The organism is Amycolatopsis sp. lyj-346 (assembly GCF_046548975.1).
Classification (GTDB): Bacteria; Actinomycetota; Actinomycetes; order Mycobacteriales; family Pseudonocardiaceae; genus Amycolatopsis.
This window is the reverse complement of the sequence record NZ_JAJPWT010000005.1, coordinates 147575-166639: the sequence shown is the minus strand read 5'-3', so window position 1 is coordinate 166639 and position 19065 is coordinate 147575. Positions and strand designations below refer to the sequence as shown.

Annotated in this window: 18 protein-coding genes; 9 read left to right on the top strand and 9 right to left on the bottom strand. The window is 71.5% G+C overall.

The window, feature by feature from the left end; genetic code table 11:
- Nucleotides 1-4: 4 nt before the first annotated feature.
- On the top strand, nt 5-361 hold the full coding sequence (locus tag ACLJQE_RS18435) for an STAS domain-containing protein (protein ID WP_410640476.1): 357 nt from the start codon (nt 5-7) through the stop codon (nt 359-361).
- On the top strand, nt 358-780 hold the full coding sequence (locus ACLJQE_RS18430) for an ATP-binding protein (protein WP_410640475.1): 423 nt from the start codon (nt 358-360) through the stop codon (nt 778-780). The genes ACLJQE_RS18435 and ACLJQE_RS18430 overlap by 4 nt, the downstream gene beginning before the upstream one ends.
- Nucleotides 781-884: 104 nt before the next feature.
- Here the strand turns inward: ACLJQE_RS18430 and ACLJQE_RS18425 are convergent, their stop codons facing one another.
- The 5 genes from ACLJQE_RS18425 to ACLJQE_RS18405 all read right to left on the bottom strand — a co-directional run bounded on the left by ACLJQE_RS18425 (nt 885) and on the right by ACLJQE_RS18405 (nt 6282).
- A complete protein-coding gene (locus tag ACLJQE_RS18425; protein WP_410640474.1) occupies nt 885-2507 on the bottom strand; it encodes a phospholipase C in 1623 nt (540 codons plus the stop codon).
- A gap of 33 nt (nt 2508-2540) precedes the next feature.
- A complete protein-coding gene (locus tag ACLJQE_RS18420) occupies nt 2541-3734 on the bottom strand; it encodes a Dyp-type peroxidase (RefSeq protein ID WP_410640473.1) in 1194 nt (397 codons plus the stop codon).
- Nucleotides 3731-4888, bottom strand: a complete 1158-nt coding sequence (locus tag ACLJQE_RS18415) for an EfeM/EfeO family lipoprotein (protein WP_410640804.1) — start codon at nt 4886-4888, stop codon at nt 3731-3733. The genes ACLJQE_RS18420 and ACLJQE_RS18415 overlap by 4 nt, the downstream gene beginning before the upstream one ends.
- Before the next feature lie 232 nt (nt 4889-5120).
- Nucleotides 5121-5897, bottom strand: a complete 777-nt coding sequence (locus tag ACLJQE_RS18410) for an ArsR/SmtB family transcription factor (RefSeq protein WP_410640472.1) — start codon at nt 5895-5897, stop codon at nt 5121-5123.
- Between the two features lie 43 nt (nt 5898-5940).
- Nucleotides 5941-6282, bottom strand: a complete 342-nt coding sequence (locus ACLJQE_RS18405) for a hypothetical protein (protein WP_410640470.1) — start codon at nt 6280-6282, stop codon at nt 5941-5943.
- Between the two features lies 1 nt (nt 6283).
- Here ACLJQE_RS18405 and ACLJQE_RS18400 point away from each other — a divergent pair, with 1 nt between their 5' ends.
- The 3 genes from ACLJQE_RS18400 (at nt 6284) to ACLJQE_RS18390 (ending at nt 9444) form a co-directional block, all read left to right on the top strand.
- Nucleotides 6284-6553: a hypothetical protein gene (locus ACLJQE_RS18400; protein WP_410640469.1), complete on the top strand. Its 270-nt coding sequence runs from the start codon at nt 6284-6286 to the stop codon at nt 6551-6553.
- A gap of 354 nt (nt 6554-6907) precedes the next feature.
- Entirely contained in the window at nt 6908-7702 is a 795-nt protein-coding gene (locus ACLJQE_RS18395; RefSeq protein WP_410640468.1) for a hypothetical protein, read from the top strand.
- Nucleotides 7699-9444, top strand: coding sequence for a serine/threonine-protein kinase (locus ACLJQE_RS18390; RefSeq protein WP_410640467.1), 1746 nt, complete (start codon nt 7699-7701; stop codon nt 9442-9444). Before ACLJQE_RS18395 ends, ACLJQE_RS18390 begins: the two co-directional genes overlap by 4 nt.
- Here ACLJQE_RS18390 and ACLJQE_RS18385 read toward each other — a convergent pair.
- Nucleotides 9422-9844, bottom strand: coding sequence for a hypothetical protein (locus ACLJQE_RS18385; protein ID WP_410640466.1), 423 nt, complete (start codon nt 9842-9844; stop codon nt 9422-9424). The genes ACLJQE_RS18390 and ACLJQE_RS18385 overlap by 23 nt on opposite strands.
- 272 nt (nt 9845-10116) lie before the next feature.
- Here ACLJQE_RS18385 and ACLJQE_RS18380 point away from each other — a divergent pair, with 272 nt between their 5' ends.
- The 4 genes from ACLJQE_RS18380 (at nt 10117) to ACLJQE_RS18365 (ending at nt 14930) form a co-directional block, all read left to right on the top strand.
- A complete protein-coding gene (locus ACLJQE_RS18380) occupies nt 10117-10674 on the top strand; it encodes an AAA family ATPase (RefSeq protein ID WP_410640465.1) in 558 nt (185 codons plus the stop codon).
- Between the two features lie 460 nt (nt 10675-11134).
- Complete coding sequence (locus ACLJQE_RS18375) at nt 11135-12907, top strand: chitinase (RefSeq protein ID WP_410640464.1); 1773 nt, start codon at nt 11135-11137, stop codon at nt 12905-12907.
- 44 nt (nt 12908-12951) lie between these two features.
- On the top strand, nt 12952-13707 hold the full coding sequence (locus tag ACLJQE_RS18370) for an IclR family transcriptional regulator (RefSeq protein WP_410640463.1): 756 nt from the start codon (nt 12952-12954) through the stop codon (nt 13705-13707).
- A 71-nt stretch (nt 13708-13778) separates the two neighbouring features.
- Complete coding sequence (locus ACLJQE_RS18365; RefSeq protein ID WP_410640462.1) at nt 13779-14930, top strand: 4-hydroxybenzoate 3-monooxygenase; 1152 nt, start codon at nt 13779-13781, stop codon at nt 14928-14930.
- Here ACLJQE_RS18365 and ACLJQE_RS18360 read toward each other — a convergent pair.
- Genes ACLJQE_RS18360 through ACLJQE_RS18350 form a run of 3 tightly spaced genes read right to left on the bottom strand, consistent with a single transcriptional unit; the run spans nt 14909 to nt 19054 of the window.
- Nucleotides 14909-16672, bottom strand: coding sequence for a sensor histidine kinase (locus ACLJQE_RS18360; protein ID WP_410640461.1), 1764 nt, complete (start codon nt 16670-16672; stop codon nt 14909-14911). The genes ACLJQE_RS18365 and ACLJQE_RS18360 overlap by 22 nt on opposite strands.
- Entirely contained in the window at nt 16662-17357 is a 696-nt protein-coding gene (locus tag ACLJQE_RS18355) for a response regulator transcription factor (RefSeq protein WP_410640460.1), read from the bottom strand. The genes ACLJQE_RS18360 and ACLJQE_RS18355 overlap by 11 nt, the downstream gene beginning before the upstream one ends.
- A gap of 53 nt (nt 17358-17410) precedes the next feature.
- Entirely contained in the window at nt 17411-19054 is a 1644-nt protein-coding gene (locus ACLJQE_RS18350) for a DUF885 domain-containing protein (protein WP_410640459.1), read from the bottom strand.
- Nucleotides 19055-19065 lie beyond the last annotated feature (11 nt).

Genomic DNA, 19065 nt, shown 5'->3' with positions numbered 1-19065 from the left:
GGCCGTGACCCCTTCGACACCGGATCTGCCCGCCACCGAACTGGCGGTGACGCTCGACTGGCGGGGCCGGTCCGCGGTGCTGGCCGTGGCGGGGGAGATCGACCTGGTCAGCGCGCCGGAGTTCGGGGAAGTCGTCGACGTGGTGCTGGCCCGCGGGCCGGAGAAGCTGGTGGTCGATCTGCGCGAGGTGACGTTCTTCTGTTCGGCTGGCCTGCAGGTGCTCGCGGCGGCCCACCGAAGACTGGCCGAGCGCGCGTTGTGCGTGGTGAGCGATTCCCCGGTGACGTCGGGCCCGTTGAAGACCACCGGGCTCGACACGTGGATCGGCATCCACCCGACCGTCGACGAAGCACTCCGATGAGGCGGGCGCGGATGCCGGCGCCGTTCCGCCGCCACGGCGTCCCCGCGGCGCCCGGCGCCCTCCGCCGCCTGCGTCACGACCTGATGGCGTGGGTACTGGCGGCGGGGATCGACGAGGACCGGGCCGGCGACATCGTGCTGGCCAGTTACGAGGCACTGGCGAACGTGGCCGACCACGCCTACGACGACGTGGAGCCCGGCGTGGTCGACGTCGACGCGGCGGTGCACCCCGGCCGGCTCGAAGTGGTGATCACCGACCACGGCCAGTGGCGCACCCCGGTGCCGGACCCCCGGCCGGTTTCGCCGCGTGGCCGCGGATTGCTGCTGCTGCGGGCGAGCGCCGACCGCGCGGACATCACCCCGGGCGATTCGGGAACCGTGGTAACCCTGACCTGGGACCTGAACACCCCCCATCCCTGACCAGCCCCAAGCGCCCCAATGTGGCCTTCGGTGCGTTCAACGCACCGAAGGCCACATTGGGTGCGTTCAACGCAACCAAGGCCACCTTGGGGCGCTGGGGGGTGCTACTTCCGGACCACGGCTCCGGTCTTCGGGTCGAGGGTGACCTTGCGGGCCTGGGGCCACCAGAAGTCGAACATGCCGGTGAGCGAGCCGGCGCGCGCGTCGAACGACGAGTCGCCGATCCGGCCGGTGAACCAGTTGTCCTCGATGAACTTCAGCACCGACGTCTGGTCCGTCAGCGTGTGGTCGACGTGGTTGACCTTGCTGTACGGCGAAACCACCAACAGCGGCAGGCGCGGGCCGTAGCCGCAGCGGTCCGCGTAGCCGCCCAGCGTCGCCGGCTTGCCCGTGCAGACCGCCTGGTCCTGGGCGGCGTCGTGGGAACCGTTGACGATCGGCGGCTTCTGGTGGTCGTACCAGCCGTCCGAGTCGTCGTAGGCCAGCACGATCGCCGTCGACTTCCAGTCCGGGGACTGCTGGATCTTGTTGATCTCACCGACCACGAACTGCTGCTCGTCCAGCGGGTCCGAGTAGCCCGCGTGGCCGTCCTGGTACTCCGGCGCCTTCAGGAAGCTCACCGCGGGCATCGAGCCGGCCTGCAGCGCGGCGTCGAAGTCGGAGATGTCGTACTGGTGGTTCGCGCGGTCGGTCTGGCCGATCGCCTGCACCGAGGACGGCGGGAGGTGCTTCGGGTTCGCCGTCGACGGGTAGTACTGGAACGGCTCGTGGTGCGGGCTGTAGTCGACGACCGCGTTGCCGCCGACGTTGGTGTGGGTCTGGCCGCACACCGCGTACCCGTTGGCCGTGCCCGTCGGGCGGAAGCCGCCCTGGAACCAGCCCCACGTCACGTGCCGCTGGTTGAGCAGGTCGCCGACGTTGCGGCCCTGCATCGTGGCCAGGTTGTCCTTGCTCGTGTGGTTCTTGCCCGAGCAGTCGTCCCACGCCGGGTCCGGGTCGTTGATGACCGTGCCGACGCCGTTCGCGTCCGGCGAGGACACCACGTAGGCGTCGCCGACCGGCTGGTGCGTCACCGGGTCGACCGCCTGGCCGCCGTGCGTCTGGCCGGAGACCAGGTTCAGCGCACCCGGCGTGGACGGGCCGAACGTCGTGTTGAACGAGTTGTCGCTCATCGCGTAGTGCTGGGCGTAGTTCCACATGCCCGTGACGGTGTTGCCGTCGTAGTAGTCCATGACCAGGCCGGGCTCGCCGAACAGGATCGGCTGCCCGGTGCACTTGTCGGTCTCGGTCTTCTCGACGAACTTGTCCATCTTGCCGCCGTTGAAGGCGGCCTGCTCGGCGCCGTAGTTGTGGTTCTGGTCGCAGGTCAGCGCCTGCTGGGGCGTCAGCCGCTTCGGGTCGTAGGCGTTGGGGTTGGCGGTCAGCAGCCGGTGGTCCAGGCCGTTGACCTTCGGGGTGCCGTGCGCGGCGGTGAACGGGGTGCCGTCGGTGCCGGCCGCGTCCGGGTAGGTGCCGAAGTAGTGGTCGAACGAGATGTTCTCGCCGAAGATGACGACGACGTGCTTGATCGGTGTCGACGTCGGGATCCCGTGCGCGGGGAACAGGTGCAGCGGCTGGGCGTCCGCGGTGGTCGCCGCGGAGCCGGTGACGACGGCCAGCGTGGCCACCGAGGCGAGTGCGCCGGCGCCGAGCAGGCCGCGGCGTCGCCGTCGGGTCGTTCTGTCCACAGTGGAGTCCTTTCGTGGTGGGGTGGGGTTCGCTCACTCGAGCAGGGTGCGCCCGAAGTGGTCGTCCGGGCCGGTGACGCCCGGCAGCGCGAAGAAGTAGCCGCCGCCGAACGGGGAGATGTAGTCGGTCAGCGGTTCGTCGGCCAGGCGCGTCTGGACGGCCTCGAACTGGCGCTCCAGGTCCTGCTGGTAGCAGACGAACAGCAGGCCCATGTCCAGGTTGCCGTTGCTGTCGACGCCGCGGTCGTAGTTCACCGCGCGGCGCAGGATCCGGCTGGCGTCCGTTTCCGGCGTGCGCGGGTTCGCCTTCCGGATGTGGCTGGTCAGCGGGATGACGGAGCCGATCGGGTCGTCGGCGTAGCGCGGGACGTCGGTCTCCCCGGTGCCGTCGAGCGGGGCACCGGTGTCGCGGCGGCGGCCGAACATGTTCTCCTGCTCGGCCAGGGAAACCCGGTCCCAGAACTCCACGAGCATCCGGATCAGCCGGATGACCTGGTAGCTGCCGCCGCCGGTCCACGCGGGCTCGCCCCGCGTCCACACCAGACTGTCCACTTCGGAGCCCGTGGGGTTCGCGGTGCCGTCCTTGAAGCCCATCAGGTTGCGCGGCGTGCCCTCCGGCCGCGGTGGCGAGCTGAAGCCGTTGAGCTTCCAGCGCAGCTGCATGCCGCCGCGGGTGGCCCGCGCGATGTCCCGCAGCGCGTGCAGGACGGTGTCGGTGTCGTTCGCGGAGAGGATCAGGCTGAGGTCACCGTGGCACTGGGCGGGGTCGAGGGCGTCGTTCGGGAACGTCGCCATGGGCTTCAGCTTGGCGGGCTTGAGTTTCGCGAGCCCGTACCGGTCGTCGAACAGGCTCGCGCCGACCCCGAGGACGACGCCGAGATCGCTGCCGGGCACGACCGGCCCGAGGACGCCGGAATCGGCGGGTGGCGCGGTGATGCCCAGCGCGGCGGGCGCGCCGCCGGCGGTGAGGAACCGGGCCCGGTCGGTGATGGCGCGGAAGAGCTCGGTGAGCTCGAATTTGGACTCGGCGACGGTGTCGAAGGAGGCGACGACGGTCTGGGACGGCGGCTTGCGGAGGATGGCGGCCTGGTGGGGGCCGTGGAAGGCCACCGGCGAGCTGCCGTCGGTGACGTTCGCGGACGCCCCGAGACCGGCCCCGGCGGCCACGGTGAGCCCGGCACCCATCGCGGCCCGGCGCAGGAAGGAACGGCGGGGGAGCCCGGTCACGAGACCCTCCTCGGCTCGGCGATCGCCGCGATCGGGGCCAGCAGTTCGGTCAGCTCGCCGACGTCCGCGTCGAGCTTCTGCCGCTGTTCGCGGCTCAGGTCCGCCAGCCGGATCCACGTGCCGTCCGGGCGGTGCGCCGCGTCGAGCGCCGCCTGCGTGCGGTTCAGCCACGTGTCCACTTTGGTCAGGTCGGGATACCGCGACGTCAGCAGCGACCGCAGGACGTCGAGGACCGCGCGGGTGCCGTCGAGGTTCGCGCGGGCCGTGGCCAGGTTCGTGCCGCTGCCGTAGTCGGTGCGGCCGGTCAGTTCGAACTGCAGGGTGTTCTCCATGATCTCGTGCGCGCGCAGCCCGAGGTCGTTCCCGTCGACCTGGCTGTCGGCGAAGGACGTCTGCAGCGCGCGGGCGTCGGTGTCGAGCCGGTCGGCGACGGCGACCAGTGCGCCCAGGTCCTCGCCGCGCCAAAGCCCCTGCTCCAGGCGGTGGAAGCCGGTGAAATCCGGGTCGGCCGAGCTGCCCGGGAGACCGTCGGCCGTGCCGTTGAGCACGCCGTCGGAGTCGCCGAACGCGTCGTAGGCCGCGCCCAGCCGCTCGTACGTCAGGTGGGCGGTCAGCCACGCCGTCTGGCTCGCCGCTCGATCGCCACTGTGGACGGTGGTCTTCAGCGTGCCGGTGTTCGCGACCAGCTCGCCGAGACCCGTCGTGACGTGCTGCTGGTAGGCCTTGAGCGGGCCGAGCAGGTCGTCGTGCGTCACCGGCGCGACACCCGGCCCGGTCCGCTCGGCCCCGCCGGTGATCCGCACCGGCGGCCCGACGATGGCGCCCGCGTCCTCGGGCAGGCAGCGGAACGCGTAGCTGCCGTTGCCCAGGTTCACCCGCAGCGGCCGGCTCGTCGCCGCGCCGAGGCCCTCGACCTCGCCGTAGATCACGCCGGTCGCCGGGTCGATCAGGTCGACCTCGGCCGTCACCGACCCGGTGTTGTGCAGGCGGAAGGTCTGCGGCCCCGGCTTCGGATCCGTCCAGCCGGTGCCGCACGCCGAGCGCGAGACCGCGATCTCGGGGTCGACGGCGGCCGCTCTGTCCGGCCAGAACGCCACGACGGCTCCCGCCGCGGCGGCCACGGCCACGGCCGCCACGATCCAGCGGGTACGCACTGACCCCGGCACGCCTTGTCTCCCGTCACTCGATCGGACCATCACCGGTCACGGATTATGCGAGCCTAACGCCCGGAAAACCGCATCGGATCGGATCGGACGAGCGAAATTCACCCGGACTTCAGCCGGGCGCCCACGAAACGGGGAGAATTCAGACATTTTTGTATCGCACAGCTCTGTGTCGGCTGCGCCAGAACTGTCGGGTTCGGGAAAATCGACCGATTGGTGCAGGTCAGGGCAGGGGTGCGCCGGTCTCCAGCAGCGTCTTCAGGCTGGACAGCAGCGCGGGCCAGCCCTGGCTGCACATCTCCAGCGCCGTGCTGCCGTCGTCGAAACCGTCGTGGAGGACGGTCAGCCTCACCATTTCCCCGTGCGGTTCGATGGTGAACGTGACTTTCGTCCGGCTCTCCCCCTGAAGTTTCGAAAGCGTTTCCTCGTCGACGCCGTTGGCTTTTGCCCACTCCGCCGTGAAAGTGTGCCAGGTGTAGGACAGTCGCCGGAAGGGTTCCGATTCGAGGACGACCTGTTCGGGATCGGTGGTTTTCGCCCCACTCTCGGCCCACGTCATCGGTGCGCCCTTTTTCCAGTCCGTTTCGAACGAGACGCCCCAATACCGGCTCGTGAAGGCCGGATCGGTAAGCGCTTGCCAGAGCTTCTCCGGTGTCGTGTTGATGTAGGTGGTGTACGCGAAATCGTTCATGGGTGCGGACTCCAGTGCTCGTTTGAGATCGGCCAGCGCGCCGGCCCGCCGCCGGTCGTAACGGGTCATCCAGCGCTCGGCGATCGCGTTGATCGGCGCGGCGTCGAGGTAGTGCAGCTTTTCGCGGCCGCGCCGGGCGGTGGTGATCAGCCCGGCCGCCTCGAGCACGGCCAGGTGCTTGCTCACCGACTGGCGGGCCATGTCCAGCCCCGCGCACAGCTCGCGCAGGGTCTGGCCGTTGCGCTCGTTGAGCACGTCCAGCAGCCGGCGGCGGCTGGGATCGGCCAGCGCTTTGAAGGCCTCGTCCATGACGCGACGATAGGCAGCCAGATGGCTGCATGTCAACCGGGGATCACCGGAAGCGGATCACCGTGATGCTCGCGAGGACGAAGAAGACGAGGATGACCAGCGTGCCGGTCTGCCCGCCGGAGGAGCGGGTCACGACCTGGTCGACGGCGCCGGTCAGCCGCACGCCGCACTCGGCGACCACGGTGTGCCGCCCGGCTTCGATGCGGGTGAACTCGACCGGCGCGGTGAAGGCGCCGGAGCTGTCGGTGAAAGCGGTGCCGACCTCGGCGCCGCCCGACATCAGCGTCACCATCCGGCTCGGACGGCAGCCCTGCCCGGACGCCGAGAGCGTTTCGCCGGGCTTGATGCTCGGCCGGTCGAGCACCAGCTCACCGGGCTTCGGCACGGTGCCGGTCGTCGTGGGGGTGCCGGGCGTGGCCGGCGGGGTCGTCGTCGTCGGCGGCGTGCTCGTGGTCGCCGGCGGGGTGGTGATCGTCGGCGTGGCCGGGGTCGTGGTGGTGCCCGGCCGGGTCGGGCGCGTGGTCACCGGCGGGGGCGGCGTGGTCGTCACCGGCGGCGGAGGTGTGGTGGTGGGGGTGGCGGTCACGGTGAAGCGGCTGCCCGCGCTCAGCGGGCCGCCGGTCCGGGCGTTCGTGCACGTGCCGGTGACCGGGTAGGTGCCGGGCTGGGCGCCGGCGGGCACGGTGGCCGCGACCGTGCCGCTCGTCTGCTGGAGGGTCGTGTTCGCCGACCACATCGGCGTGCTGTTCCAGGAAAAGGTGACCGGCCCTTTGCACGGGTAGAAATTCCAGGAAATGGTGAAGGAACTCCCCGCCTTGCCACTCGAAGGTTTCAAACCAACCGACGATGTGTATTGTGCATTGGCGGTGCCTGCCGCGGTGAGCAGAAGCAACGTTCCGGCCACAGTGCCTAAAAACAGCCGAACCACGAATCGCATTGGGACGTCCCTCGCCGGTGTGTGCTCGCTGTAGCATTCCAGGCCAGTCGATAACGCAAGTAGGGGATGCCCAATGGGACGTGTCATCGCGGCGGGGGTTGCGTTGGGTTTGTGCGCGGTGCTGCTGGGCGCCGCACCCGCCTCGGCCCAGCCGGAGTCCGCGTCGCTTCGGCTGCAGGTGTCGATCGACCAGCGGCCGATCGAGGACGCCACGGTCCCGATCGATCCGGCGAACCAGGTCGAACTGCAGGTCGTGGCGACCAACCCCGGCACCGCGCCGGTGAAGGTCCGCAGCGTGCGGCTGTCGGGCGTCGCGCTCGCGTTGACCTTCTTCGCCTACGACACGACCGCGCCCTTCGAGGTGCCGGCCCGCGGGTCGGTGTCCCGGACGTTCGTCCTCGACCTCGGTGACCTGGCGGGGCAGGCGACCGGGCTGCTGCCGTCGTCGGTCGAGCTGCTCGACGCCGGGCGCGCCACGCTCGGCGAGTCGACGACGGTCGCCGACATCCGCGGTTCCTTCTGGTCGGTCTACGGCGTCTTCGGACTGGCGATGCTCGTGCTGACGATCCTCGCCTGGGTGACCGCGCTGCTCGCGCTGGCCCGGCACCGGCTGGCGCCCAACCGCTGGCGCCGCGGCGGGCGGTTCCTGCCCGCCGGGTTCGGCACCGGGCTGGTCGCGGTGATCAGCCTTTCGGTGCTGCGCCTGGTCCCGCCCGAGCCGGCGATCGAGATCCCGGTGGTGCTCGGCGCCGCGGCGATCGCGTTCCTGCTCGGCTACCTGACCCCGCACCCGGCGCCGCCCGCGGTCACCGGGAGTGACGCCACCGTGCAGCTCCCGGTCCCGTCAACGCAGGAATTCACCCGATGAGCGCACCGGCCGAGCTGGTCGCCGCCCTGCCGCAGTACGACATCGGGGAGTCGATCGGCGAGGGCGGCATGGGTGTCGTGTTCGCCGGCGTGCACCGGACGCTGGGCCGCAGCGTGGCGATCAAGCAGCTGCCGTGGGACGTGCTCAACCACGCGGCGAGCAGCGAGCTGTTCGATCGCGAGGCGCGGGTGCTCGCCAGCCTGGACCACCCGCACATCGTCCCGGTGTACGACTACGTCCGCACCGGCCGCGAGCACCTGCTGGTGATGGAGCGGCTCGACGGCGGAACGGTGCACAGCCGCTTCCACGGCGGCGGGGTGAGCGGCGAGCAGGCGTGCGCGATCGGGCTGGCGATGCTGGCCGGGTTGCACGCGGCGCACCGGGCGGGCGTGCTGCACCTCGACGTCAAGCCGCGGAACCTGCTGTTCAGCACGCAGGGCGTGGTGAAGGTGGCGGACTTCGGCATCGCCAGGGTGATCAGCGAGGGCGCCACGTTGGTGACGCACGGTGGCGAGATCCTGGGCACGCCGGCGTACATCGCCCCGGAGCAGGCCATGGGCAACGCACTGAGCCCGGCGGCCGACGTGTACGCGGCCGGGACGGTGCTGTACGAGCTGCTGTCGGGCCGGCTGCCGTTCGACAACACCCGCGGCGCGATCAGCATGATGCGCCAGCACATGTTCACCGACCCCCAGCCGATTGCCGGGGTGCCGGCCCCGATCGCCGCGGTGGTGATGCGCAGCCTGGCCCGCGAGCTGGACGCGCGCTACCGCGAGGCGGAGTCGTTCGCGGCCGACCTGGCCGCGGCGGCGACGGTGGCGCACGGGCCGGGCTGGCTGGAGCGGTCCGGAGTGCCGGTGCTGCACCTGACACCGCGGGTGATCGCCGGCCTCAATTCGGCGACCGTGCCATCGCCGCCGGGGGAGGCCCGGACGCGGCCGGTGTCACGGCCGGGAGCCACACTGGTGGGGGCGACTGGTGGCCCGCCGGATCCGGCGCACGGTCTGACCCGGGGGCAGGACTCGACGAGCGGTCCCGCCGCGTCGTCGGCAGCCGCACGTTGGTTGCGGCTCGCCGCCGCGGTCGCGGCCGTCGTGCTCGTCGTGCTGGCGCTGCTCAACCCCGCGCAACTGCGGCACCAGGCCTCCTCGGCACTGGCCCTCGGCGGTTCGCCCGTGTCGGCGCCGGTCGAAGCCGACCTCAGCAAGCCGGTGGTCCTCACCGGGCCCGGCAACCCCGGACGGGTTGCCCTCGACCTGTCCGCCGCCGGGATTCCGCTCGGGTCGGCGTCGGGCGAGGCGGAACCCGGCGGCAACGGCTTCACCGCCGAACTCACCCTGCCGGGGATCGCCCGGTGGATCGTCGGCGGCGCCGTCACCGCCGATGTGCGCACCGGCTCGTCCACCCAGAGCTTCACCCTGGTCACCAGCCAGCACCCGCTGGCCAGCGCCATGGGCGCGGGCAGTCTCATCCTGGCGTTGTTCGCCCTCGCCTACCTCGAGTCGGGGCTGCGGACGATCCGCAACGGCCACCGCTGGCGGGGCGCGGCCGTCGGCGGGCCCGTGCTGGGCCTGCTGTTCGGCGCCGCGGTGTGGCTGTGCGTGTCGGTGCTGCGCCTGCACGAGCCGTCGCCCGGGTTCGGGGCCGGGTGTGCGGTGGCCGGCGCCCTCGCGGCCGGGCTGGTCGTCGCGGCCGCGCGGCGGCGGGCGTCCACAGTGGTCAGTCGACCATCCGGACGGTGACGTGCGGGCTGTAGCTCTTGCGCCGGCTCCACCCGTGTTCGGCGCACAGGCCCAGCTGGATGGCGCGGTCGGCGGGCGCCCAGTAGCCGGTGCGGACGAAGTAGCCCTCCATCGTGTTCAGCGCGCCGAGGCTCTTGCGCGACGAGCACATCTCCCACCCCCAGTGGCGTCCGGTCTTCTCGACGCCGTTGCGGCGCACGGAGATCCGCGGGTTGCCGACCGCGCGGATGTCCGCGTCGCCCTCGGTGACGTAGACGACGCCGTCGATCTTGTAGAACCGGTTGTTGTCCAGCAGGGACACCTGCCCGGAGAGGGTGATCCCGACCCGGGCGCCTTCGCCGGCCGTGAGCGTCCAATCGAGACAGAATTCCTGGAGCGGGAGTTCCAGCGACTGGGTCATGACGAGTTCCCCTGTTCTCACTGAGCGTCCCTTCCAGAAGATAGGGATTTTCCGGACGCCGGGAAGGCCTGCCCGCGATCTTCACCCGAAGCGGTTCCGGGCGTCGGATGCCTTGCCGTGCATGGGTTTTTCAGGCGATGGGGTGACGTGGTGCACGGCGGGTGACAACCGGGGCTCCGGCGGGGTGGTCTTCGCCGCACGGTGGTGGTCGTCACAGTGTGTGAGCCTGAAGTTAAAGGAACCATTACCTTCGCCGGGACGTTGGGCGGGGCATGAGCGAGCCCACTGTCATCGAGCTCGGCCCGCGTGACCTGCTCGTCGTGGCGGGGCTGCCCGGAGCGGGCAAGACGACCATGCTCCGCCACGCCGCCGTCGGGCTGCCGGTGCTGGACTCCGACCAGGTGCGGGAGAGATTGGGGGCGGTGGTCCCGCCGTCGGTGCCGTACCGGTGTTACCGGCCGGTGGTGCACACGTGGCACCGGCTGCGGATCGTCGGGCGCGCGATCGGCGAGGACGGCCCGATCGTGGTCCACGAGCCGTCGACGCGGGCCTCGACTCGGGCGCTGCTTGCGGTGGTCGGGGTGCTGAGCGGGCGATCGGTGCGGTTGCTGTTCCTGGACGTGCCGGCGGAGGTCGCCTTGGCGGGGCAGCGGAGCCGGGGGCGGGTGGTGCGGCCTCGGTCGTTTGCGCGGCATGTCCGGCGGGCGGGGAAGTGGCGGGAGGACCTGCTGGCGGATCAGGTGCCTGCCGGGTGGCGGAGTGTCCAGGTGATCGATCGGCCGCAGGCGGCGCGGACGCGGCTGGTGGCCAAGCTGCTGGTCGGGTGTTGAGCGATCCTGGGGCGAGGGCTTTCCTGATCCTGCTGCTGGTGGGGTGAGCCGGTGCTGGGTGGGTCGTCCTTGGTCTTTCGGACTGTTGGGCTTTCCGGCGACCCGGACTGTTGGGCTTCCGCTGACCCGGTCTGTTGGGCTTCCAGCGACCGGACTGGTGGGCTTTCGCCGACCGGACTGTTGGGCTTCCACCGACCCGAACGCCGGATTGTTCAACGGCCGCCACGCCGCGTCAAGGCGGGAAAGCGTGCCTTGACCCGGCGTGGCGGCCGCTGATGCGGCTGCGTATCGGGTCGGCAGGGGGGTGTGCTCGGGGGGCCTGTTTTGCTGCGGGTTGCGCCGGGCGGTGACCGTACCTCCGGTGTGGCTCGCTCGGCTGCAGCCGTAACCCCTCCTTTTGGTCTGGACAACTGTCGTATTGGTCCAGACAATTGGGTCTCCCCTTGACTGGAGGCCCTTGATGAGGCGTTCCCGACTGTTCGTCGCCCTTGCTGCCTTCCTGCTTGTCCTCTCCGGGGTGCTCGTCGTCCCTGCCAATGCGGCCAACCTGCTCGCGAATCCCGGGTTCGAAGCCGGCTCGCTGTCCGGGTGGAGCTGTTCCAACGCCGCCGCCGTCAGCGCGCCTGTGCATGGCGGGAGCCATGCTCTCGCCGGAACTGACTACGCTCAGTGCTCGCAGAACGTCTCCGTTCGGGCCAACACCACCTACACCGTCTCTGCCTGGGTGCGGGGGAACCCCGTCTACCTCGGCATTGCCGGTGGTCCCTCGACCTGGTCGGGGAACTCGAGTGCGTACAACCAGCTGCAGCTCACCTTCACCACCGGTAACCAGACCTCCGCCCAGCTCTACCTCCACGGCTGGTACGGCGCCGGCACCTACTACGCCGACGACGTCGTCCTCGACGGGCCGGGTGGCGACACCCCCGGTGCGCCCGGTGCTCCCGGCGCTCCCGGCGCTCCCGGCGCTCCGCAAATCGGCGCAGTCACCTCGACCTCCATCGGTCTGAGCTGGGGTGCGAGCGCCGGCGCCGTCGCCGGGTACCGCGTCTACGAAGGCGCCTCCGTCGTCGCCACCGTCGCCGGGACCAGTGCCACCATCGCCGGGCTCAAGGCCTGCGAAACCCACAGTTACTCCGTTGCCGCCTACAACGCGGTGGGGGAGTCGGCGAGGAGTGCGGCCGCCACCGGGAGCACCAGTGGCTGCGTCGACACCGGTCTGCCCAAGCACGCGCTCGTCGGCTACCTGCACGCCGGCTTCGCCAATGGCTCCGGCTACGTCCGGATGGCCGACGTGCCCGCCGCCTGGGACATCATCGACCTCGCCTTCGGGGAACCGACCTCCGTCACCTCCGGGGACATCCGCTTCACCCGGTGCCCGGTCACCGAATGCCCGAACGTCGAGAGTGACGCCGACTTCGTCGCCGCCATCAAGGCGAAGCAGGCGCAGGGCAAGAAGGTGCTGATCTCCATCGGGGGGCAGAACGGTCAGGTCCAGCTGACGACCACCGCCGCCCGCGACAGGTTCGTCAGCTCCGTCTCGGCGATCATCGACAAGTACGGCCTCAACGGGCTCGACGTCGACTTCGAGGGGCACTCGCTGTCGCTCAACGCCGGGGACACCGACTTCCGGAACCCGACCACGCCCGTCGTCGTCAACCTGATCTCCGCGCTGAAGACGCTCAAGGCGAAGTACGGCTCCGGGTTCGTGCTCACCATGGCGCCGGAGACCTTCTTCGTGCAGGTCGGCTACCAGTTCTACGGTGGCTCGGGCGGCGGTGACGCGCGGACCGGCGCCTACCTGCCGGTGATCCACGCACTGCGGGACTCGCTCACCGTGCTGCACGTCCAGGACTACAACTCCGGCCCGGTCATGGGGCTCGACAACCAGTACCACACCATGGGCGGCCCCGGGTTCCACATCGCCATGACCGACATGCTCAAAGCCGGCTTCAGCGTGGCGAACACCGGGCAGTTCTTCCCCGGCCTGCGGCCGGACCAGATCGCCATCGGCCTGCCCGCGGCCGTCAGTGCGGGCAACGGCCACACCTCGCCCGCCGACGTCCAGACCGCGGTGAACTGCCTGGTCAAGGGCAGTGGCTGTGGCTCGTACACGCTGCGCGGCGGGCCGTCGCCCGCCCTGCGCGGGCTGATGACGTGGTCGATCAACTGGGACCGGTACTACGGCTGGGAGTTCCAGAACAGCCACGAGCCGTTCCTGAACGCCCTGCCGTGAGCGTGGCGGTGTGCCCCGCCGGTCCGGTGGGGCACACTGCTGACGTGGGAAGACCTGCACAGGGCGAGTCCGTGCTCTCGCGCGTCGTCCGGATCTTCGAGACGTTCGGGCCGGACACGCCCGCCCTGCGCGTCACCGACATCGCGCGGCGGGCCGGGCTGCACGTCGCGACCGCGTCCCGGATCGTCGACGAGCTCGTCGGGCACGGCTGGCTGCGGCGGGATCCCGACCGGCGGATCCGCGTTGGGGTCCGGCTCTGGGAGCTGGCGTCACGCGCGTCGCCGACGCTCGGGTTGCGTGAAGCGGCGATGCCGTTCATGGAGGACCTGCACGCCGTCGTCGGGCACCACACCCAGCTCGCCGTGCTGGAGGACCGCGAGGTGCTGTTCGTCGAGCGGCTTTCGGCGCCCGGTGCGGTCCTCAACGTGACGCGGGTGGCCGGGCGGCTGCCGCTGCACGCGTCGTCGTCCGGGCTGGTGCTGCTCGCCCACGCACCCGCCGACCTGCAGGAACAGGTGCTGTCCGGCCCGCTCGAGGCCTTCCGGCGCACCACGCTGACCGAACCGGCGCGGCTGCGCCGGTTCCTCGCCGACGTCCGGCGCAACGGCTACGCGTTCTGCGCGGGCTTCATCGACGAAGGGACCACGGGCATCGCCGTCCCGCTGCGGGGACCGGGCGGCGACGTCGTCGCGGCGCTGTCGGTGATCGTGCCCAACGACCGGGCCGCGCGGACGCAGATCCCGGCGCTGCGGGCCGCGGCACGCGGGATTTCGCGGGCGATGGGGAATTCCTCTCACTGAATGAGAATTCCCTAGTGGCGGGCGGTGCCGCCGATCCATGCTCGGGCTCCGTCGCGGGAAAGGACATCGGAGTGCGCACCCAGGTCGTCATCGTCGGCGCCGGCCCGGCCGGGCTGCTGCTGTCCCACCTGCTCGGTCTCGAAGGCATCGACTCGGTGCTGCTCGAACGGCAGACCGCGGAGTACGTCCAGGCGCGCATCCGGGCCGGCATCCTCGAGGCGGGGACCGTGGAACTCCTGCGGGACGTCGGCCTCGGCGCCCGGCTCGACGTCGAGGGCATGGAACACCGCGGCATCCACCTGCAGTGGCCGGAGAACCGGCACCACGTCGACTTCACCGATCTCATCGGACGGTCGGTGACGGTCTACGGGCAGACCGAAGTGACCAAGGACCTGATGGTGGCGCGGGAAAAGGCCGGCCGCCAGGCGTACTACTCGGCCGCCGACGTCACGCTGCACGACGTCACCGGCAAGCCGTCGGTGACCTTCGTGGACGATTCCGGGACGGCGCGGCGGATCGAGGCGGACGTCGTCGTCGGCTGCGACGGCTTCCACGGGCCGAGCCGGGCGTCGGTCCCGGATCCGCGGGTCTGGGAACGGGCCTACCCGTTCGCGTGGCTGGGCGTGCTGGCCGACGTCGCGCCGTCGACCGACGAGCTGATCTACGCCTGGCACCCGGACGGGTTCGCGATGCACAGCATGCGCTCGCCGCGGGTGAGCCGGTTCTACCTGCAGGTCGCGCCGGACGAGGACCTCGCCCGGTGGAGCGACGACCGGATCTGGACGGCGCTGTCCGAACGGCTCGGCGTCCCGGGCTGGACGCTGGAGACCGGGACGATCACGGAGAAGGGCGTGCTCCCGATGCGCAGCTTCGTGACGACCCCGATGCGGCACGGGAACCTCTACCTGGCCGGGGACGCCGCGCACATCGTGCCGCCGACGGGCGCGAAGGGGCTGAACCTGGCGGTGGCGGACGTTTCGCTGCTGGCGCGGGCGTTGACGGCGTCGTTCCGCGGCGACGACCGGCTCGTGGACGCGTATTCGGAGACGGCGTTGCGGCGGGTCTGGCGGTGCACGCACTTCTCGTGGTGGATGACCTCGATGCTGCACCGCCACGGCGACGGCTTCGACGCCCAGCTCCAGCTCGCCCAGCTGCACCGCACGGTGACCTCGGCCGCGGCGATGACCGAGCTGGCCGAGAACTACGCGGGCTTGCCGTTGTAGCGCACGGGAAGCCGGACGGTGAACGTCGAGCCCTTGTCCACTTCGGACTCCGCGGTCACCGTCCCGCCGTGGGCCTGCACGAGGTGGCGCACGATGGCGAGGCCGAGCCCGCTGCCGCCGGTCTGGCGGCTGCGGGACTTCTCCGCCCGCCAGAACCGGTCGAACACGTGCGGCAGGTCCTCGGCGGCGATGCCGGTTCCGGTGTCCGCCACGGCGAGCGTCACCTCGTCCACAGTGGACGAGACGTGGATGGTCACCCGGCCGCCGGACGGCGTGTGGCGGATCGCGTTCGTCACCAGGTTGCCGACGACCTGGCGCAGCCGCACCGGATCGGCCGCCAGCGCGCAGTCGCCGGCGGTGTCGACGGCGAGCGCGACCCCGGCCGCGGCGGCGCGGTCGGCGTGCGCCGCGGCGACGTGACCGGCCAGCTCCGCCGCGTCGACCGGCTCCGGGTGCAGGCGCAGTTGTCCCGCGTCGGCCGCGGCGAGGTCCTGCAGGTCGTCGACGATGTGCTGCAGCAGCACGGTCTCCTCGAGCAGCGACGCGGTCAGGGCCCGGTCGAACGGCAGGTGCCCGTCTTCGGCGGCCTCCAGCCGGCCGCGGATGACGTTGAGCGGGTTGCGCAGCTCGTGGGCGATGTCGCCGACCATCGCCTTCCGCTGCTCCTCGATGCGCTCACGCCGCGCCGTGAGGTCGTTGAACGCGGCGGCGAGGTAGCCGACCTCGTCGCGGGACTTCACCGGCGCCGGCCGGTCCTGCTGCGCGGCTTCGGTCAGGGCCCGCAGCGGGCGGGACAGCCGCCGCGCGACCAGCGCGGTGAGCGCGACGGCCAGCACCAGCACGCCGCCGGTCACCGCGAGGATCCGGGTGAGGTTCTCCCGCGACAGCGTGAACGTCGGCAGCGGCGAGCCGCCCGGGCCGAGCGTGAACAGCAACGCGGGCGGCGCGACGTACGGCGTCAGCTGCTCACGGCGGGCCGCGTCGAGGCAGCCCTGCACCGGCCGCTGGTCGCCGACGTCGAGAACTTGCAGGTCAAGGCCCACTTTCACCTGCTCGCCGCCCTGGTTCTGCAGGCAGCGGTTGACGGCTTCGTTCAGGCTCGTGAGCGCGGCCTGCTCGGTCGGCGTCGGGATGGCCAGTTCGTAGAGCCCGCACTTGCCCGCGTAGTAGCGGGCGGAAAGCGGCTCGAGCCCGGTGAGCAGCGGCCGCCCGCTCGGCGAGTCGCGCACCTGGCTGGGGAGGCCGGCCGAGGCGAGGCAGGCGGCGGCCTTCGTGGCCAGCGCGGTGGTCTCCCTGCGTTCGGACGGCGGCAGCTTGAACGGGCCGGCCGCGCGCGGGTCGATGCCGCTCGTGCCGGCCTCGGGCAGCAGCACCGGGTCGACGTGCAGCGGGTCGACCGACGCGGTCGCCTTGACCGGCAGGGTGACCGGCGCGCCGCCGGAGTCGCCGAGGACGCGCCGGTCCAGGGTGGTCAGCACGACCCGGCGGCCAGTCTGCTCCGACAGTGCCCGCAGCCGGGGGCCGACCTGGTCCCAGGTGTGGTTCGCCGCGGCGAAGCCGAGCAGCTCGGTGTAGATCGTCGCGTCGCCGGAGAGGGCCTGGCCCTGCTCCTGCTGGATCGCGCGGGTGGTGGTCTGCACGGCCAGCCACGCGGTCGCGGCGATGGAGGCGAGCGCGATCAGCAGCGAGACGGCGGTCAGCCGGACGACCAGGCTGCGCCGGCGCGGGAAGCTACGTGTCATTTTCCGCCGTCAGCTTGTACCCCACGCCGAACACGGTCCGCAGGTAGACGGGGTGCTGCGGGTCGGGTTCGAGCTTCTTGCGCAGGTTGAGCACGTGCACGTCGATGATCCGGGTGCTGACGAACCGGTCGTTGCCGCGGGTCAGTTCGAGCAGCTGGCGGCGGGTGAACACCCGGCCCGGCTGCCGGATCAGCGTTTCCAGCAGCTGGAACTCGCCCGGCGTCGTCTCCACCGGGCGGCCGCCGACCGACACCTCGTGCCGCACCGGGTCGAGCCGCAGCCCGCCCGCCCGCAACGCGGTGTCGGGGGGTTCGCGACGGCCGGCGGTGCGCCGCAGCAGCGTCCGGACCCTGGCCATCAGCTCGCGCGGGCTGTACGGCTTGGTCAGGTAGTCGTCCGCGCCGAGGTCCAGGCCGAGCAGCAGGTCGTCCTCGGTGGCGCGGGCGGTCAGCATCAGCACGGCGACGTCGGACTCCTGCCGCAGGATCCGGCAGACGTCGAGGCCGTCGACCTTCGGCATCATCACGTCGAGGACCAGCAGGTCGGGCCGGTCGCGCCGGGCCTCGTCGAGCGCCGCCCGGCCGTCCGGGGCCAGCACCACGGTGTGGCCTTCGCTTTCGAGGTAGAGCCGGAGCACCTCGGCCTGCTTCTCGTCGTCCTCCGCGACCAGTACACGTGCGCACACGGCGTCGAGGGTAGGCGCCCTGACACCGTCGCCACCGCATCCTGACCGGATCTTCACACCTTGGCGCCCCGCTGTTCGACCCACGCCCGGACGACGTCGGCCAGCACGGTCAGCGGCAGCTTGCCGCCGCCCAGCACGACGCCGTGGAACTCCCTGATGTCGAAGGCGTCCCCGAGGGCTTCCTCGGCGAACCGGCGCAGGCGCTGGATCCCCCGCCGCCCGGTCAGGTAGGCCAGCGCCTGGCCGGGGGTTTCGATGTACCGGTCCGTTTCGGACTGCACCTCGACCTCGCTCAGGACGGTGTGGGCGCGCAGGAACTCGACGCACTGCCGCCGCGTCCAGCCCAGGGCATGCAGGCCGGTGTCGGCCACCAGCCGGGCCGCGCGGACCGAATCCTCGGCCACCATGCCGAGCCGCATCACGTCGTCGGAGAACAGGCCCATCTCGTCCGCGAGCCGCTCGGTGTAGAGCGCCCAGCCTTCGTCGTAGGCGGTGATCAGCGCGATCCGCCGCAGCTGCGGCAGCGTGGTCAGCTCCTGGGCCAGCGATTCGGCGAAGTGGTGACCCGGAACGGCTTCGTGGAACGCGACGGTCTCGGCGATGAACCGGTCGCGCGTGTGCACCTCGTGGGTGTTGGTGTAGTAGGTGCCGGGCCGCGAGCCGTCGAGCGCGGGCGGCAGGTAGTAGGCCGCCGCGGCGACCGGCGCTTCGGCGTCCGGCACGGCCCGCACGACGCACTCGGCGTCCGGCACCCGGGGAAACCAGTCCGGCGCGGCGGCGGTCGCGCGGGCGACGGCGTTCCGGGCGGTTTCGAGCATCTCCCCGGCGTCGCGCCACCGGAGGCTTTCGTCGCTCCGCAGCCGGCGGCGCACCTCGGCCGGGTCGGTCAGGCCGAACACACGGCCGCCGATTTCGGCGTACTCGGCGTCGAGCTCGGCGAGCACGTCGAGGCCCAGCCGGTGTAGTTCGGCGGGGGTGTGGCCGGTGGTCGTGTGCATGCGCACCAGGGCGGCGTAATGCGCTTCGCCGTCTTCGAGCCGGCAGAGGCCGGGCTCGTCGTCGGAACGGCCGTTCCCGGCGACTTCGGTGGCGAGGAACTCGCGGTAGCGGGCCAGCGCGGGGCGCACGACGTCGGCCACCAGTTCGTCCCGCCGCTTTCCACGGTCGCCGGCGAGCGGCTGGGGGAAGGGGGTGTCCTGGGCGAGGAACCGGTCGAGCACCCCGACCGCGTGGTGCGCCATCCGGTCCACCGGCGTCCGCCCGGCCCGCAACCCCGCCCGCTGGCGCTCGGCGATCGCCTCGTAGCAGGCGGGGAACGCGGCGAGCCGGCTCAGGAAGTCCTCCTCGGCCTGCTCGCCGACCGGCTCGAGCTGCGGCAGGAAGGCCAGCTGGACCATGGCGACCGCACACATCGGGGCGGCGAGGGTGAACTCCACGACGCGGGCGTCGATCTGGGTGACCACGGCCTCGGCCTGCTGGACGACGACCCCCAGCGTCACCCGGTCCGGATCGGCCGAGTTTCGTGCCCGGTCGAGGATGCCGGCGGCTCGCGCGCGGAGGCGTTCGTGGCCGGCTTCGCTGGGGTCGGGCAGGTCGGCGTCGTGCCCGGGGATGCCCACGAGGGTCGCTTCGAGCGGGTCCCAGGTGCCCAGGACGTGGAGGAGTTCGTCGGCGAGGGTGCTCGCTTCGGAGGTCATCTCCCCATCGT